This window comes from Longimicrobiaceae bacterium, from assembly GCA_035936415.1.
Lineage (GTDB): Bacteria > Gemmatimonadota > Gemmatimonadetes > Longimicrobiales > Longimicrobiaceae > JAFAYN01.
Window position 1 is genome coordinate 1 of sequence record DASYWD010000607.1, and the last position, 15,517, is coordinate 15,517.

The window sequence follows — 15,517 nt, forward strand, 5'->3', positions numbered from 1 at the left end:
GGCGGCTGGGCCGTGGGCGTCTGCGCGGGCGGCACCTGCGTCCGGGGCTGCACGGCAGGCGCCTGCGTCTGCCCCGGCACCGGTGCGGGCGGGACGGGGACGAAGCGCGCGGAATCGGCCAGCCGCAGCGAGTCAGCGAGCCGCAGGGAGTCCCGGCGGACGGAGTCGGCGCGGATCGAGTCCACGTTGATGGGGACGAACCCGCCCTCGTAGCGGACGAAGGGCCGCGCCACCGGCGTCCTCACCAGGGCCGCCCGGGCCCCGGTCGACCAGGTCTCCGCCGCGCTGAGGGAGGTCAGCTCCACCCAGAGCGTGTCGTCCACCACCCGCCCCGCGATGTAGCTCCCCGACCCGTCCGGCCCGAAGGCCACCACCGACAGGATCCCGTCGCGCCGCACCTCCCCCACCAACGGGAAGCGCTGCCCGTCGCGGAGGTAGTCCCCGGCGATGGAGTCCAGCCGCTGCGTCTGGACGGCCAGCGCGCCCGGGGGGAGCATCCCCTCACCCGCCGTGGCCGTGTCGCGGACCGGAAGCTCCCACCCGGCGAAGCGCCAGGTCCCCGCCACCTCGGGGAGGCCGGCGCGCTTCTCCGGGCTGGGCCGCTCCAGCGAGGGGAGCGCCTGCACGCTCACCCCTTCGGCGTCTTCGCAGGCGGCGAGCGCCAGCAGGAGGAGCGCCGCACGCCGCGGCCCCCGCAGAAGCATTGCTTTCATCGACGAGCTCTGCATCGAGAGAGATCCTGAAATCGTGTAACTCCCGGCCGGCACGCGGAATCCGCCAGCATGCGCGCGGAAGGTTGACAGCATGTGGCGCGTTCCGTACTTTCCTGATCAGGAAACGACCGGACCCACGGGACCGTCCGGACGAACCGCCGAAGAGGCCGCAATGTCCACCGTTTCACGAAACGTACCGTCGGACGCGGACGCCGTCCTGCGAGGGGCGCTGGAAGCCAGCGGGCAGCGCTACACCGACCAGCGCGCCGCCGTGTACCGCTTCCTCTGCCAGAGCCTGGAGCACCCCACCGCGGACGAGGTGTTCACCGCCGTGCGCACCCAGATCACCGACATCTCCCTCGCCACAGTCTACAAGGCGCTGGAGACGCTGGTGAGCTGCGAGCTCGCCATCAAGCTCACCTACGGCGACGGCTCGGCCCGCTACGACGCGCGCACCGACGACCACTGCCACTCGCGCTGCCTGGGCTGCGGCATCGTCCGCGACATCGCGGACCAGCGGGTCCCCGAGCTCCCGACCATCGAGGTGGGCGACGGGTTCGAGCCGCAGGGATACCGGGTGGAGGTGGTCGGCTACTGCCGGGACTGCGCGTCGGCGTAGACGGTTCAGAGTCCTGCTTCCTGGGCGCCCCCCGGCATCGTGCCGGGGGGCGCTTTCGTCTCCGTTCCCCACCTCGCTGCCGTTCCGCACTTCGCATTCCCGCACTGTCCCACGTCTCCATCTCCCGCAGCCACATCATGGAACGGCCGCGGCCGGGGTGTCAAGCGTTGATGCTCCGGGGCGGCGCTGAGAGATTGTACGGGCCCGCTCGGCAGGTGGCACCCGAGACGTGAGAGGTACGATGAAGACAGGCGGCACCGATCCGCGGGGGTTCCGCGGGGCCTTTCTCCGAGACGACGCGGCGCGCGCGCCCTTCGGGGCGGCGTCGGGGATCCTGCGCACGACCCCGGACGCCGTCGCGGTGCCCGAGGACGCGGCGGACGTGGCGGCGCTGGTGCGGTGGGCCGCGGAGACGCGGACGCCGCTGGTGGCCCGCGGCGCGGGGACGGGGATGCCCGGCGGGAACGTCGGGCGGGGGGTGGCGGTGGACCTGGTGGCGGGCTTCCGCGCGGTGGAGGAGGTGGACGCGGAGGGCCGCGTCGCGCGGATCCTCCCGGGCGTCACCCTGGCCGAGCTGAACGCCGCCTGCGCGCCGCACGCGCTCCAATTCCCGGTGGACCCCTCCAGCGGCGCGCACGCCACGCTGGGCGGGATGATCGCCAACAACTCCGCGGGGTCGCACTCGGTGAAGTACGGGGCGGTGCGGCCCTGGGTGGAGTCGGTGCGGGTGGTCCTGGCGGACGGCACCCCGGCCGAGGCGACCCGCGGGCGGGAGCCCGAGGAGCCGCGGCTGCGCCGGATCCTGGACCGGGTCCGGCGGGAGCTCCGCCCCCACCGCGCCCGCATCGAGGCGCGCTGGCCGCGCGTGCGGAAGAACTCCTCCGGGTACGCGCTCCGCGAGTTCCTGGAGAGCGGCGACGCCGTGGACCTGCTGGTGGGGAGCGAGGGGACCCTGGCGCTGTTCGTGGGCGCGACGGTGCGGCTGGCGCCGCTCCCCGTGGCGCGGGCGCTCGCGCTGCTGGAGCTCACCTCGCTGGAGCGCGCGGGCGAGGCGGTGCGGGAGGTGCTGCGCCACGACCCCGCCACCTGCGAGATGCTTGACCGCACCTTCCTGGACCTGGTGCGCAGCGGCGGCGCGGACCCCGGTTATGCGCTCCGTCCCGGGCTGGAGGCCGTCCTCCTGGTGGAGGTGGAGCGCGGGTCGGAGGCGGAGGTGGAGGAGGCTCTGGCGGGGCTCCGCGCCGCGCTGGAGGGCACCGCCGACCGGGTGGTGGCGGCCAGCGACCCGGCCGAGCAGGAGCGGCTCTGGCAGCTGCGGCACGCCGCCTCGCCGCTGATCGCCGAGCGGGCGGGCGGGCGGGTCTCCATGCAGTTCATCGAGGACGGCGTCGTCCCCGTGGAGCGGCTCCCCGACTACGTGCGCGCCCTCCGCGGCACGCTGGAGCGGCACGCCCTCCCCGCGGTGATCTTCGGCCACGCGGGCGACGGCAACCTGCACGTCAACCCGCTGGTGGACGTCGCCGCGCCGGGGTGGCAGCGGCAGGTGGAGGGGATCGTCTACGAGATCGCGGAAGCGGTCGCATCGCTGGGCGGCACCATGGCCGGAGAGCATGGCGACGGGCGCCTCCGCGCCCCGGTGCTGGAGACCGTCTGGGGCCCCGAGATGGTGGCGCTCTTCCGCCGCGTGAAGGAGGCGTTCGACCCGGCCGGGATCCTCAACCCGGGGGTGATCCTCCCCCTCCCCGGCCAGCGCCCGCTGGACGCCATCGGCGTGTACCCCGCCCCGGGCTGACGCGGAGAGCGTTACGGGAAGGTTACCACGAGACGGTCTCGCTCCGAGGAATCGAACTGGTTGCTGGCCAAGAGGTTGCAGGCGAACGAGGGGGCCGCTCCCGGGACGGGGAGCGGCCCCCTTGCGCTAGCAGGGGGAGGAGAGTACTTTCTTTCCATTCGAAAGCGTTTTTCGATTCTCACCTTGGGAATTAAAGAGGGGAGACAACCCTTGGCTCGGATCGACGGAATCGACCTCCACCTCCTCACGCTGCTCCAGGAGAACGGGCGCGCCTCGCAGCAGGAGCTGGCGCACGCGGTCGGGCTCTCCGGGCCCGCCGTGGGCGACCGGCTCCGCAAGCTGGAGGAGGCCGGGATCATCCGCCACTTCACCGTCGCGCTGGACCCCAAGAAGCTGGGGCGCGACGTCACCGCCTTCCTGGCCGTGGGGATCAGCGGCTCGCAGCACTACCCCGACTTCCTGGGGCGGGTCGCCGTGCACCCGGAGATCCTGGAGTGCCACTCGGTTACGGGGCAGGGCTCGCACCTGCTCAAGGTCCGCACCGAGAACACCTCCTCGCTGGAGCGCCTCCTGGCCGAGATCCAGGCCTGGGAAGGAGTCCAGTGGACGCAGACCAGCATCGTGCTCTCGACCATCAAGGAGACCAGCCGCCTGGAGCTGGACTCGCCACCCCGCACCTGAGGGACCACCGCCCATGCCCAAGCCTTCGCCCCGCTTCGACACCCTGGCCGCGGCCACCGGGTGGACCCCCACGGCCCGGAACGGCCCCAGCGTCGACCGCCGCAGGGCGGAACTGACGGACATCGAATCGATCTTCGGCGCCAACATCTTCGGCATGGCCGAGATGCGCTCGCGGCTGCCCAAGCAGGTGTACCGGGCGCTCATCTCCACCGTGGAGCAGGGGCTCCCGCTGGACCCGGCGTACGCCGACGCGGTGGCGATCGCCATGAAGGAGTGGGCGCTGGAGCGCGGCGCCTCGCACTTCACGCACTGGTTCCAGCCGCTCACCGGCCTCACCGCGGAGAAGCACGACTCCTTCATCACCCCCAACGTGGGCGGCGGTGCGGTCGCCGAGTTCAACGGCCGGGAGCTGATCCAGGGCGAGCCGGACGCCTCCTCGTTCCCCTCCGGCGGGCTGCGCGCCACCTTCGAGGCGCGCGGCTACACGGCCTGGGACCCCACCTCCCCGGCCTTCATCGTGGAGACGCCGGCGGGGTGCTACCTCTCCATCCCCACGGCCTTCGCCTCGTGGACCGGGGACGCGCTGGACACCAAGATCCCCCTCCTGCGCTCGGTGAGCGCGCTCGACCAGCAGGCGCGCCGCGCGCTCAAGCTGTTCGGGGTGGAGGTCCAGCGGGTCAGCGCGACGGTGGGGCCGGAGCAGGAGTTCTTCCTGATCGACCAGGAGTTCTACTACCGCCGGCCCGACCTGGTGACCTCCGGGCGGACGCTCTTCGGCGCCAAGCCGCCGCGCGGGCAGGAGCTGGAGGACCACTACTTCGGCTCCATCCCCGACCGGGTGCTGGCGTTCATGATGGAGGTGGAGCGGGCGCTCTACAAGCTGGGCGTGCCCGTGAAGACGCGGCACAACGAGGTGGCTCCGGGGCAGTTCGAGATGGCGCCCATCTACGAGAACGCCAACCTGGCGGCGGACCACCAGCAGCTGATGATGCTGACGCTGCGCGGCGTCGCGCGGAAGTACGGGATGGCGTGCCTCCTCCACGAGAAGCCGTTCGCGGGTGTGAACGGGAGCGGCAAGCATCTCAACTGGTCGCTGGGGACGGACGCCGCCAACCTGCTGGAGCCGGGCGACAACCCGCACGACAACATGCAGTTCCTCTTCTTCTGCGTGGCGGTGCTGCGCGCGGTGGACAAGCACCAGGACCTGGTGCGCGCCTCGGTGGCCCACGCGGGGAACGACCACCGCCTGGGCGCAAACGAGGCGCCGCCGGCGATCATCTCCGTCTTCTTGGGCGACCAGCTCACCGACGTGCTGGAGCAGCTGATGGAGAGTGGGAGCGCCAGATCCAGCAAGCAGGGGGGGCTCCTGGGGCTGGGGACGCCGGTGCTCCCCTCCCTCGCACAGGCCGCGGGCGACCGGAACCGCACCTCCCCGTTCGCCTTCACCGGGAACAAGTTCGAGTTCCGCGCGCCGGGTGCGTCGCAGTCCATCTCCTTCCCGGCCACGGTGCTCAACACCATCATGGCGGAGTCGCTGGACGAGATGTGCACCGCGCTGGAGGCGGAGCTGCAGGGCGGCGCCGGCTTCGAGGACGCGCTCCGGCGGCTCCTTGCCACCGAGATCCGGCGGGTGCGGCGCATCGTCTTCAACGGCGACGGCTACAGCGAGGAGTGGCCCCACGAAGCGGAGCGCCGCGGCCTGCTGAACCTGCGCAGCACGGTGGACGCGCTGGAGCACCTGGCCACGGACAAGAACCGGGAGCTGTTCTCGAAGTACGGGGTGCTCTCGGCGCGCGAGTTGGACTCGCGCCACGAGGTGGCGCTGGACCAGTACTTCAAGACCATCAACATCGAGGGGGAGATGACGGCGGACGTCGCCGGGACCATGATCCTCCCGGCCGCGGTGCGCTACCTGAACGACCTGCTCGCCGCCACAGACCGCTCGCGGGGGCTGGGTCTGGAGGCCGCGGGGCTCCGGCGCACCGTGGAGAAGGTGAACGCCCTGGTGGACGAGCTCAGCGAGGCGCTGGACCGGCTGGTGGAGCAGAACGAGGAACTGGGTGGCGACGACGTGCACTCCAAGTCGTACCACATGCGCGACCACGTCGTCCCGGCCATGGCCGCGGTGCGCAGCGCCGCCGACCGCCTGGAGAAGGTGGTCCCGGACGACTACTGGCCGCTCCCCACCTACCGGGACATGCTGTTCGTGAAGTAGCGGCCGGCGGTCGGCTCGGCTGAACGAGGGGCGGTCCCGAAAGGGGCCGCCCCTGCGTGTCTTGAGATCCACGCATCCGCCGTCGGGCGATCCCGCCGCGCTTGACGGCTTCTGCCCGGCGCGCTATCCGTTCCCGGCGTTCCGATCGCCGGGACGCCCCGGTGCATGCACCGGGTGCCCGCGCGGCCCATCCCTGGCGGAATCGGGCCCCCGCACCCATCTTCCCGGCGTCCCACCCCCCGGACGGGCGAGCGCAGCGCGTCCCCCGGGGCCCCACCCGACAGCACCGGACCCCCATGACCACGCCCGAGCCGCAGACGGACACCCGTCCGACCGAGTCGCCCCGGTGGCTGGACCGCGCCCTGAACGCCATCGAGCGCGCGGGGAACGCCCTCCCCGACCCGGCGGCGCTCTTCCTCCTCCTGCTCCTGGTGGTCTGGGGCTTCTCCGCGCTGCTCTCCCCCCTGCGCTTCACGGAGATCGACCCGCGCACCGGCGAGCCCCTGGTGGTGAACAACCTGCTCACCGGGACCGCCGTCGCCGAGTTCCTCGGCAACATGGTCACCACGTTCACCAGCTTCCACCCGCTGGGCGTGGTGCTGGTGGCGCTGCTCGGGGTAGGCGTCGCGGAGCACACCGGGTTCATCAACGCGGCGCTCAAGAGCCTGCTCAACCTCACCTCGGTGAGGCTGCTCACGCCGATGCTGATCCTGGTCGCCATCGTGAGCCACACCGCTGCGGACGCGGGCTACGTCCTGGTCATCCCGCTGGGCGGGGTGATCTTCTACGCGGCGGGGCGCCACCCCCTCGCCGGGATCGCGGCGGCGTTCGCCGGGGTGTCCGGCGGGTTCAGCGCCAACTTCGTCCCCTCCAGCCTGGACCCGCTCCTCGCCGGGCTCACCCAGGAAGCGGCGCAGATCATCGCGCCGGAGCGCCTGGTGAACCCGCTGGCGAACTGGTTCTTCACCGGCGTCTCCAGCATCCTGATCGTCGCCGTGGGCTGGTACCTGACCGACCGGGTGATCGAGCCGCGGCTCGCCCGGGTGGAGATCGACGGCAACGTGGACGAGATCCCGCGGATCGAGGAGCTGGGGCCGCGGGAGCGGCGGGGGCTCAGGGCCAGCCTGGTTGCCCTCGCCCTGGGGATCGCCGTCCTGGTCTTCGCGTCGCTCCCGGAGGGCTCGGCGCTCCGCTCGCCGGAGGGCGCGCTGACCGCCTCCACGGCGCCGCTGATGCAGGCCATCGTCCCGCTCATCTTCCTGCTCTTCCTGGTGCCGGGCGTGGTCTACGGCTACGTGGCGGGGACGGTGGAGAGCCACCGCGACGTGATCAAGGGGATGAGCAAGGCGATGAGCACCATGGGGTATTACATCGTCCTCGCCTTCTTCGCCGCGCTGTTCATCGCCGCCTTCGGCCGCTCCAACATCGGCGCGCTCCTTGCCCTTAAAGGGGCGGGGGCGCTCCAGGCCATGGCGCTCCCCGGGCAGGTGACGATCATCGGGATCATCCTCCTCACCGGCTTCGTGAACCTGCTGATCGGCTCGGCGTCGGCCAAGTGGGCGCTGCTCGCGCCCATCTTCGTCCCCATGCTGATGCAGCTCGGGCTTTCGCCGGAGCTGACGCAGGCGGCCTACCGGGTGGGCGACTCCACCACCAACATCATCACGCCGCTGATGCCGTACTTCCCGCTGGTGGTGGTCTACGCCCAGCGGTACGTGAAGGGAACGGGGATCGGGACGCTGGTCTCGCTCATGCTGCCGTACTCGATCGGATTCCTGGTCACCTGGACGGTGTTCCTGATCGGCTACTGGCTCCTGGGCGTGCCTCTGGGGCTCCAGGCCCCGTACACCTACCCCGGGTAGCGTCCCGGCGGCGGCCGTCACACCCACAACGCGGAGCAAGCCACATGCAGCGAGACCCACGGCCCGAAACCGAGGAGCGGGGCGACCGCGACCGCGGCGCCCCCGATGCGCCGCCTCCGGAGACGGCGGAGCATCCCGTCCCGGGGGTGGAGCACGAGCCGGAGCCGGACGCGGAGAACCTCATGCCTGCCGAAGACAGGCCGGGAACGTTCTAGCCTTTCGAGCGCGGGCGCCCGCGCTCGAAAGGCTTGCGGAACGAACGTCCGCGCCCCTAGTTGGGGGAAGCCCCGGCAACCCGCCGGGGCCCGGAGGAGATCCCCGCATGCGCCTTCCCGAGCCACCGGCCGCGGAGCTCCGCCCGCCGGACGATTCCGACGAGGGCTTCGTCGCGGTCGAGGTCGTGGGGCCGCTGTCGCGCGCCCGCTTCCCCGCCCTGTGCGTTCGGTGCGGGGCCGCCGCCGACCGCACCCTGCGTCTCACCCGCCTCTTCTGGCGGACGGGGTCCGATGACGGGGGCAGCTACGTCGCCGCATCCCTGGACGCGCCCTTCTGCCGGGAGTGCGTCCGCGCACACGGGCGCGAGCTGCGCCCCGTTCCGCCGGAAGTGCGGCGCCGGCTGCTGCGGAGCTGGGCGGTGCAGTCCCTGCCGTTCGTGGTCCCGCTGGGGGTGTGCCTCTGGCTCCTCGCGATGCTGGGGCCGGAGCTGCTGGAGGCGGCGGCGCGGGGCGGAGATCCCCTGGAGGTGGGGATCTGGGGGGCCGTGTGCGGCTTCTTCGGGCTGATGGCCCTGGCCTTCGCCGCGACGATCCACAGCCGCGGGCGCATGCTGATCCTGGAGCCGGCCGGCGCGGGGCGGGAGTACCCGGTGCAGATCCACCGCGGCCCGCTCGGGAGCCGGCTCTTCGTCCCCGCGGAGCCCACCTCCGTGGCCGCGGCGCTGGACTTCAGCGACGACCGCAGCCGGCCCTTCGACCCGGAGCGCCACCGCTTCCGCTTCCGCAACCACGAGGTGGCGGCGCGCTTCGAGGAGCTCAACGCGCACCTCCAGTGGGACCCGGCCTCGCCCCGGGCCCGGCTGGCGGGGATGCTCCGGATGGCGCTGGTCGGGGCCGCCGTGCTGGCCGGGCTCTACCTCCTCCTGGAGGACCTGCTCCGCTGACGCAGCGGCCGGGCTGCTCCCGGCGAACGAACGGCGAAGGGCCGATACCGGGTATCCCGGTGCCGGCCCTTCGCGCGCCCCCGATGGGAGAAGCGGCTCAGCGGAGCTCGTCCATGCTCCGGATGATGCTGCCGACCAGGCCGTACTCCTTCGCCTCCGTGGCGGAGAGCCAGAAGTTGCGGCGGGTGTCGTCCTCGATCCGCTCGATCGGCTGACCCGTCGCCTCCGAGAAGACGCGGTTGAGCCGCTCGCGCATCTTGACGATCTCGCGCGCCTCGATGTCGATGTCGGCCGCCGTGCCGCCCACCCCGCCGGCCGGCTGGTGCAGGAGGAAGCGGGTGTGCGGGAGGGAGAAGCGGTCCTCGGGCGGAACCGAGACGAAGATCAGCGCGCCGGCGCTCGCCACCCATCCCGTCCCCACGATGCGCACGCGCGGCTTCACGAACCGGATCATGTCGTGGATGGTGTCGCCCGACTCCACGTGACCGCCCTGCGAGTTGATGAAGATGTTGATCGGCTCGTCCGACTCGGCGGAGAGCGCCAGAAGCTGCGCCATGACGCTGGCTGCGAGCTTCTGGCTCACCTCGCCGGCGATGATCACCGTGCGCGACTTGAAGAGCCGCTCTCGGACCGGGTCCGAGAGCGGGGTGGTGGGCATCTCGGGTTCCTTGCCCTGCTCGGGCCGCTCGTTCGGTTCCTCGTCCTCGTCCTGCAGCCGTCTGATCTGGTCCATGTTCCGGTCCGGTTGAATGGTTCCGCATGCCCGCATGCGCGCGGCCGCGTTGCGCACCTGCATGGACCTTGCCGCCGCGGCGCCCGATCCGCAAGGGGCCGCGGGGGCCGCGCCGGGCGGCACCCGGTCAGTGGATCAGGGTGTCACGGTACTCCTTCCAGTCGTCCAGCACCGCGCCCGCGCCCCGGACGACGGTGGTCAGCGGCTCGTCGTCGAAGCGGATGGGGAGGTGCGAGTCGTCGGCGAGGAGCGCGCCCATCCCGCGGAGCTGCACTCCGCCGCCGGTCATGACGATCCCCTCGTCCATGATGTCGGAGGCCAGCTCCGGGGGCGTGATCTCCAGCGCCTGCCGCACGGCCGCGGTGATCGCCTGGAGCGGCTCGCGGATGCACTCGCGGACCTCCGCGGAGTTGACCTGCACCGTGCGCGGGAACCCGGACACCAGGTCGCGCCCCTTGACCGGCATCTCCTGCTCCGAGCCGTTGGGGTACGCCGAGCCGATCCGGATCTTCACGACCTCCGCCGTGGACTCCCCCACCAGCAGGTTGTGCGTGCGCCGGATGTAGGCGACGATCAGCTCGTCCAGGTCCTGCCCCGCCACGCGGATGGAGGTGTTCGCCACGATCCCGGAGAGCGCCACCACCCCGATCTCCGTGGTCCCTCCGCCGACGTTCACCACCATGCTCCCGCGGGGCGTGGTGACCGGGAGCCCCGCCCCGATCGCCGCCGCGATCGGCTCGGAGAGCATGTACACCTGCCGCGCCCCGGCCGCGATCACCCCCTCTCGCACCGCGCGGCGCTCCATCTCGGTGATGCCGGAGGGGATGGTGATGAGCACCCGCGGCTTCATGGCCAGCCGGCGCCGGGGGAGCACGCGCTGCAGGAAGTGCCGGAGCATCAGGTCCACCCGGTCCACGTCCGCGATCACCCCGCCGCGCATGGGGCTCACGGCCACCACGTTCTCCGGAGTGCGCCCCAGCATCCGCTTGGCCTCCAGCCCTACGGCCAGCACCTTCCCCGTGGAGCGCTCCAGCGCCACCACGGAGGGCTCGTTGACCACGATCCCCTCCCCGCGGACGTGGATCAGGGTGTTGGCGGTCCCCAGGTCGATCGCGATCTCTGCCATGGCTGCTACGGTGGTGCGATGTGGACTCCGGGCGCGGCCCGGGCGCCGGGCCGCGCGGATGCTGCGTCTCGAAACGGCGAGAGCCGCCAGCGCCCCCACCCGGAACGTGGGAGGGGGGAGGTCGCTGGCGGCTCGGCTGGCGTAGCGGGAGGTCCCGCCGTAGCCCCGTGGCTCTGCGCCACCGCCTTTCGGCGGCTTCGCCCTTTTCAGCTTCGACTGCTCCGGCGGTCCCGCGGTGGAGCGGCGGTGGGGACGCAAAAAGCCGCCAGCTCCGATCGCTCGGGATGCTGGCGGCCAGGCGAGCATGGCGGGCCGGGCCCGCTGTAGCTCCGTAGCTCTGCGTCCCCGCCTTTCGACGGGTTTGCTCTGAGCAGCACGCTTCCGCCCCCGCGAGGGGCGGCCGCGGTATGTGCCGTCGTGTCACTGTGCGAGGATCAACGTTAGCGGCCCGCGCAGCGGTTCGTCAACCGTCCCGCCGCGAGGGCCGGCGGCCGGTCACGGCCGGTGCGGTGCGGTCGCCGCCGGCTGCAGGTCGTGGCGCGCCATCAGCGCGGCCACCTTGCCGGGGTCGGCAGGGGGCCAGGCGCCCTCCTCCGCGATCAGCGCGGCCACCTCGTCGAAGTAGCGCTCGAAGCCCGCGGGGGTGAGCAGGACCAGGTGCCGGGCGGGCCGGTCCGCGTCGTTGCGGAACCGGTGCACCACGCCCGGCGGGACCACCGCCACCTCGCCGGGCTGGAGGCACACCTCGCGGCCGTCCACCTCCAGCGTCGTCACTCCCTCGATTCCGTAGAACGCCTCCGTCGCCTCCGCGTGCCAGTGGGGCGGCGGCCCCGCGAAGCGGGCGGGGATGGTGTAGTCGACCAGCGACCAGGCGCCCCCCGTGTCGGAGCCGCGCACCAGCACCTGGACGCTGGCGTCGATCTGGGGGATGTACCCGGGCGAGCCGGGGAGGCGGACGAACGGCCCGAGGATCGGGGTAGCGGGCGCCTGCTGCAGAGCCGAGGGTGTCATGGGAATTCTCCGTGTGAGCGTCGGGTGAGTGCGCGCCCCGGCTGGAGCCGTCGCGCGACCCCAGGATACGGGCCGGGCCCTCCCCGGGTCCAACACTCTTTTTCGTACGCTCCCTTGCCATTTCGGCAACGCTCGCTATCCTCGTCTACATAGACCTGCGACAGCTCCGCTACTTCGTCGCCTCCGCCGAGGAGGGGAACATGGGACGCGCCGCGGCGCGGCTCTTCGTCGTGCAGTCGGCGCTCTCGCGCCAGGTGCAGGAGCTGGAGCGGGAGATCGGCGCCCCGCTCTTCGAGCGGACGCCGCGGGGGGTGCGGCTGACGGAGGTGGGGGAGGTGTTCCTGGAGCACGCCCGCCGCACGCTCGCCGCCGCGGACGGGGCCATGGCGGCGGCCCGCGCAGCGGCGAAGGGCGAGGTGGCGGCTGCGGGTCGCGCCGCCGGACTACGGCGAGCGGACGCGCCAGGCCGCCGCGGCGCTGGACCGCTTCCGTGGCGCCCACCCGGCGGTCGCGGTGGAGCTGGTTCCCGTCCCGTGGGTGGAGCACGTGGCGGCGCTGCGGGCCGCGACCATCGACGTGGGCTTCGGCGTGGCCGCCTCCACGCACGACTACCCGGAAGGAGTTACCGCCACGACTATCGCGGAGGAGCCGCTTCGCTCGGCCATGCTCCCGGCCGGGCACCCGCTCGCGCGCCGGCGGACCCTCGCCCGCGCGGACCTGGCCCCGCTCCCGATGGTGCTCTCCGAGCGAGCCGCCATTCCCTCGCTGTACGACGCCATCGTCGGCGCCATGCGCCGCGCCGGCCGCGAGCCGAAGGTGGTGACCGCACCCGGGAGCTTCGCCAGCGTGGTGCAGCTCGTGGCGGGGGGAGCGGGGTGGGCCGCGGTGCTGGACTCCATCCGCGGGGGCGCTCCCGCCGGCACGGCCGTGCGCCCGGTCCGCGACCTCAAGGCCGCGCTGGAGTTCCACGTGCTGCGGCGAAGCGGCCCCGGGGAGGCGCTCGCGGCCGCGTTCGTGGACTGCATCGACCCTGCCGGGGAGTAGCAGGAAACGAAAAAGCCCGCGGGACGGCGCAGTGCCGTTCCGCGGGTTTTCGCAGTGGAGCGTATCGGGTTCGAACCGATGACCTTCCGCTTGCAAAGCGGATGCTCTCCCAGCTGAGCTAACGCCCCATCACAGGCCACAAATGTAACGCTTCCGGGGGTTTCCCGTCAACCGGGAGCGGGCGCATCCCGCCCTCGCGTGTTGCCCGGCGGAACCCGCGGCGGCATAATCAGTATGGAACCGGCGCGGCCGCATTCGCCGCCCGTACTTCGCGCCCCTGAACCCGTATCCCGCTGCACATGATCCCGTCGCTGCTGACCCGCAAGATCGAGAAGCTGCCGCCCGAGGTGCGCCTCGAAGGGCGGATCCTCTTCCTGGTGGACGACCCGGAGCTGGTCCGCCGGCAGCTGGAGGGGGAGGACGTCGAGCTCACGGACGAGGTCCGCGCGAAGCTCCGCGACAACATCTCCACCGACGAGATCACCCCGGCGTACATCTGCTACTACTTCGACGAGACGCTGGGCGAGTTCCCCTACCTGGGGCTCAAGGCGGGGGACGAGTTCCCGATCAAGCAGGGGAGCGTGAAGAAGGGCGGATTCGTGGCCTCCGTCTCCGGGAGGCGCCGCGGCAAGGGCTCCTCGCGCGAGCAGAGCCCGTACGCAGAGATGATGGCCGGGATCCGCGTGGTGATCGCCGAGAACATCGAGCGCATCTACCGCGAGAACTGCCAGAACCTCGGCGTGCTCACCAGCACCAACTTCGAGCTGATCGAGAGGATCCGCCGCGGCGAGACGATCCCCCTCTCCGAGTTCACGGACGGGGCGGACGAGATCACCCGCGGGATCATCGAGCACGGCGGGCTCTTCAACTACAACGTCGCCCGGCTCCAGGGCCTCGTCCGCACCCCGCCCGTGGCCTGCCACCGTACGATGCCCGGCGACGCGCCCGCGCCCTCCGACGCGCTCGAGCTGCGACAGCTGCGCGGCAGCGGCGAGCAGGACGTTCCGGAGCCGGACGCCCCGGGCGTCGGCAACGTCACGGAGGTGCAGGCCACGTCCACGTCCAACGTCGGCAGCGACTCGCTGGGCGCGCCGGAGGGCCGCGCGCACGCACCCGGGCGGCGGCCCATGACCATCGCGGAGAAGATCTTCGCCCGGCACTGGATCACCGACCTGTCCCGCGGCGAGATGGGTGTGCCCTGGGTGCAGCCGGGCGACTCCGGCTTCGTCCAGACGGACATCCGCTTCTCGCACGAGTACGTCACCCCCATGTCCGCCATCTTCTTCGAGCGGTACGTGGGCGAGGACGAGCGGGTGCTGGAGCCGGAGTCGATCCTCTTCTTCCGCGACCACCTCACCTTCCTTAAGGACGCCATGTCGCCCGAGCGCGTGCAGCTCGGCCTGCTCGACGTGGCGAACCAGCTCGAGGTGAAGCAGCGCCAGTTCGCGGAGAAGCAGGGGGTGCGCCTCTACGGCGAGCTGGGGCACGGCAAGCACGGATCCGAGGCCATCTGCCACTCCAAGATCCTGGAGGAGTACGCGCTCCCCGGGCACGTCATCATCGGCTCGGACTCGCACACCCCGCACGCCGGCGCCGTCGGGTGCGTGGCCTTCGGGGTGGGGACCACCGCCATCGTCAACTCCTGGATCACCAGGGACGTGCGGGTGGAGGTCCCCAGGTCGTTCCGCGTGGTGGTGCACGGGGAGAAGCCGGAGAACGTGTCGGCCAAGGACTTCATGCTGGAGATCCTGCGCCACCCGTACATCAAGGACGGGCACGCCATCGGGCAGATCATCGAGTACGCGGGCCCGGCGGTGGAGGCGCTCAGCGTGGACGAGCGCGCCACCATGACCAACATGGCCGCCGAGGTGGGCGCCTTCACCGGGATCGTGGCGCCGGACGCCAAGACGGTGGAGTACCTGGTGGAGCAGCGCGGGATGGACCGCGCCGAGGCGGAGCGGCTGGTCGAGGGGCTCTTCTCGGACGAGGGGGCGGAGTACGTCACCACCATCGAGATCGACGCCTCCACCCTCCGCCCCATGATCGCGCTCCCGGGCGACCCGGGGAACGGGCTGAACGTGGACGAGCTGGGCGACGAGGTCCGCATCGACATCGCCTACGCCGGGAGCTGCACCGCCGGAAAGAAGGAGGACATGGACATGTACGCCCGTGTCCTCCGGGAGTACCACGAGCGCGGCGTGCGCAAGCCGGAGCAGGTGCAGCTCTACATCCAGTGCGGCTCGCAGGAGGTGTACGCATACTGCCAGGAGCAGGGGTACGACCGCCTCTTCGAGGAGGTGGGGGCCACCTTCATCGAGCCGTCGTGTGGCGCCTGCATCAACGCCGGCCCGGGGGTGTCGCGGAAGCCCACCGACATCACCATCAGCGCCATCAACCGCAACTTCCCCGGGCGCTCCGGGCCGGGGCAGCTCTACCTGGCCTCGCCGTACACCGTAGCCGCCTCGGCCATGGAGGGGCGGATCGTGGCCTGGGAGCCCCAGGACGAGCTGGCCGGGGTCTGACGTGCCCTCGCGGCGGCCCGCGGCCTGGATGGCCGCGGGC

14 protein-coding genes, 1 tRNA gene and 2 riboswitches are annotated in these 15,517 nt (G+C 71.9%); of the genes, 9 read left to right on the forward strand and 6 right to left on the reverse strand.

Annotation, left to right across the window (positions count from 1 at the left end; all coding sequences use genetic code 11):
• Nucleotides 1-713: hypothetical protein (locus VGR37_24320; GenBank protein HEV2150548.1), on the reverse strand; the 713-nt coding region annotated here is incomplete at its 3' end.
• A gap of 172 nt (nucleotides 714-885) precedes the next feature.
• Here VGR37_24320 and VGR37_24325 point away from each other — a divergent pair.
• The 7 genes from VGR37_24325 to VGR37_24355 all read left to right on the forward strand — a co-directional run bounded on the left by VGR37_24325 (nucleotide 886) and on the right by VGR37_24355 (nucleotide 9,041).
• Nucleotides 886-1,332: a transcriptional repressor gene (locus VGR37_24325; GenBank protein HEV2150549.1), complete on the forward strand. Its 447-nt coding sequence runs from the start codon at nucleotides 886-888 to the stop codon at nucleotides 1,330-1,332.
• A 241-nt stretch (nucleotides 1,333-1,573) separates the two neighbouring features.
• Nucleotides 1,574-3,124, forward strand: coding sequence for an FAD-binding oxidoreductase (locus VGR37_24330; GenBank protein ID HEV2150550.1), 1,551 nt, complete (start codon nucleotides 1,574-1,576; stop codon nucleotides 3,122-3,124).
• Nucleotides 3,125-3,334: 210 nt separating this feature from the next.
• Nucleotides 3,335-3,805: an Lrp/AsnC family transcriptional regulator gene (locus tag VGR37_24335; protein ID HEV2150551.1), complete on the forward strand. Its 471-nt coding sequence runs from the start codon at nucleotides 3,335-3,337 to the stop codon at nucleotides 3,803-3,805.
• 13 nt (nucleotides 3,806-3,818) lie between these two features.
• Nucleotides 3,819-6,020, forward strand: a complete 2,202-nt coding sequence (locus tag VGR37_24340; GenBank protein HEV2150552.1) for a glutamine synthetase III — start codon at nucleotides 3,819-3,821, stop codon at nucleotides 6,018-6,020.
• 296 nt (nucleotides 6,021-6,316) lie between these two features.
• Nucleotides 6,317-7,882, forward strand: coding sequence for an AbgT family transporter (locus tag VGR37_24345; protein ID HEV2150553.1), 1,566 nt, complete (start codon nucleotides 6,317-6,319; stop codon nucleotides 7,880-7,882).
• Between the two features lie 44 nt (nucleotides 7,883-7,926).
• Nucleotides 7,927-8,097: a hypothetical protein gene (locus VGR37_24350; protein ID HEV2150554.1), complete on the forward strand. Its 171-nt coding sequence runs from the start codon at nucleotides 7,927-7,929 to the stop codon at nucleotides 8,095-8,097.
• Nucleotides 8,098-8,204: 107 nt separating this feature from the next.
• A complete protein-coding gene (locus VGR37_24355; protein ID HEV2150555.1) occupies nucleotides 8,205-9,041 on the forward strand; it encodes a hypothetical protein in 837 nt (278 codons plus the stop codon).
• A gap of 97 nt (nucleotides 9,042-9,138) precedes the next feature.
• Here VGR37_24355 and VGR37_24360 read toward each other — a convergent pair whose 3' ends face one another.
• From VGR37_24360 to VGR37_24375, 4 genes are all read right to left on the reverse strand, one after another.
• Nucleotides 9,139-9,774, reverse strand: coding sequence for an ATP-dependent Clp protease proteolytic subunit (locus VGR37_24360; protein HEV2150556.1), 636 nt, complete (start codon nucleotides 9,772-9,774; stop codon nucleotides 9,139-9,141).
• A gap of 127 nt (nucleotides 9,775-9,901) precedes the next feature.
• A complete protein-coding gene (locus tag VGR37_24365; GenBank protein HEV2150557.1) occupies nucleotides 9,902-10,900 on the reverse strand; it encodes a rod shape-determining protein in 999 nt (332 codons plus the stop codon).
• Between the two features lie 123 nt (nucleotides 10,901-11,023).
• Nucleotides 11,024-11,112, reverse strand: a riboswitch (cyclic di-GMP riboswitch).
• A 74-nt stretch (nucleotides 11,113-11,186) separates the two neighbouring features.
• A riboswitch (cyclic di-GMP riboswitch) is annotated at nucleotides 11,187-11,276 on the reverse strand.
• Between the two features lie 119 nt (nucleotides 11,277-11,395).
• Nucleotides 11,396-11,911 (reverse strand): cupin domain-containing protein, encoded by a 516-nt coding sequence (locus VGR37_24370; protein HEV2150558.1) that lies wholly within the window; start codon nucleotides 11,909-11,911, stop codon nucleotides 11,396-11,398.
• A 169-nt stretch (nucleotides 11,912-12,080) separates the two neighbouring features.
• Nucleotides 12,081-12,296, reverse strand: coding sequence for a hypothetical protein (locus tag VGR37_24375; protein ID HEV2150559.1), 216 nt, complete (start codon nucleotides 12,294-12,296; stop codon nucleotides 12,081-12,083).
• Nucleotides 12,297-12,334: 38 nt separating this feature from the next.
• Between VGR37_24375 and VGR37_24380 the strand changes: the two genes are divergently transcribed.
• Nucleotides 12,335-12,955 (forward strand): LysR family substrate-binding domain-containing protein, encoded by a 621-nt coding sequence (locus VGR37_24380; protein ID HEV2150560.1) that lies wholly within the window; start codon nucleotides 12,335-12,337, stop codon nucleotides 12,953-12,955.
• Between the two features lie 55 nt (nucleotides 12,956-13,010).
• On the opposite strand, the gene VGR37_24385 is transcribed toward VGR37_24380, so the two are convergent.
• Nucleotides 13,011-13,083, reverse strand: a tRNA-Ala gene (locus tag VGR37_24385).
• Nucleotides 13,084-13,254: 171 nt separating this feature from the next.
• On the opposite strand from VGR37_24385, the gene VGR37_24390 reads away from it, so the two are divergent.
• Nucleotides 13,255-15,477, forward strand: a complete 2,223-nt coding sequence (locus tag VGR37_24390) for an aconitase family protein (GenBank protein HEV2150561.1) — start codon at nucleotides 13,255-13,257, stop codon at nucleotides 15,475-15,477.
• Nucleotides 15,478-15,517 lie beyond the last annotated feature (40 nt).

What these genes read in the sequence shown, in the direction of transcription:
- VGR37_24340 (HEV2150552.1), top strand. Translation starts at nt 3,819, where the DNA reads ATGCCCAAGCCTTCGCCCCGCTTCGACACCCTGGCCGCGGCCACCGGG.
- VGR37_24360 (HEV2150556.1), bottom strand. Translation starts at nt 9,774, where the DNA reads ATGGACCAGATCAGACGGCTGCAGGACGAGGACGAGGAACCGAACGAG.
- VGR37_24375 (HEV2150559.1), bottom strand. Translation starts at nt 12,296, where the DNA reads ATGGCCCCGTCCGCGGCGGCGAGCGTGCGGCGGGCGTGCTCCAGGAAC.
- VGR37_24370 (HEV2150558.1), bottom strand. Translation starts at nt 11,911, where the DNA reads ATGACACCCTCGGCTCTGCAGCAGGCGCCCGCTACCCCGATCCTCGGG.
- VGR37_24350 (HEV2150554.1), top strand. Translation starts at nt 7,927, where the DNA reads ATGCAGCGAGACCCACGGCCCGAAACCGAGGAGCGGGGCGACCGCGAC.
- VGR37_24330 (HEV2150550.1), top strand. Translation starts at nt 1,574, where the DNA reads ATGAAGACAGGCGGCACCGATCCGCGGGGGTTCCGCGGGGCCTTTCTC.
- VGR37_24355 (HEV2150555.1), top strand. Translation starts at nt 8,205, where the DNA reads ATGCGCCTTCCCGAGCCACCGGCCGCGGAGCTCCGCCCGCCGGACGAT.
- VGR37_24390 (HEV2150561.1), top strand. Translation starts at nt 13,255, where the DNA reads ATGATCCCGTCGCTGCTGACCCGCAAGATCGAGAAGCTGCCGCCCGAG.
- VGR37_24325 (HEV2150549.1), top strand. Translation starts at nt 886, where the DNA reads ATGTCCACCGTTTCACGAAACGTACCGTCGGACGCGGACGCCGTCCTG.
- VGR37_24365 (HEV2150557.1), bottom strand. Translation starts at nt 10,900, where the DNA reads ATGGCAGAGATCGCGATCGACCTGGGGACCGCCAACACCCTGATCCAC.
- VGR37_24345 (HEV2150553.1), top strand. Translation starts at nt 6,317, where the DNA reads ATGACCACGCCCGAGCCGCAGACGGACACCCGTCCGACCGAGTCGCCC.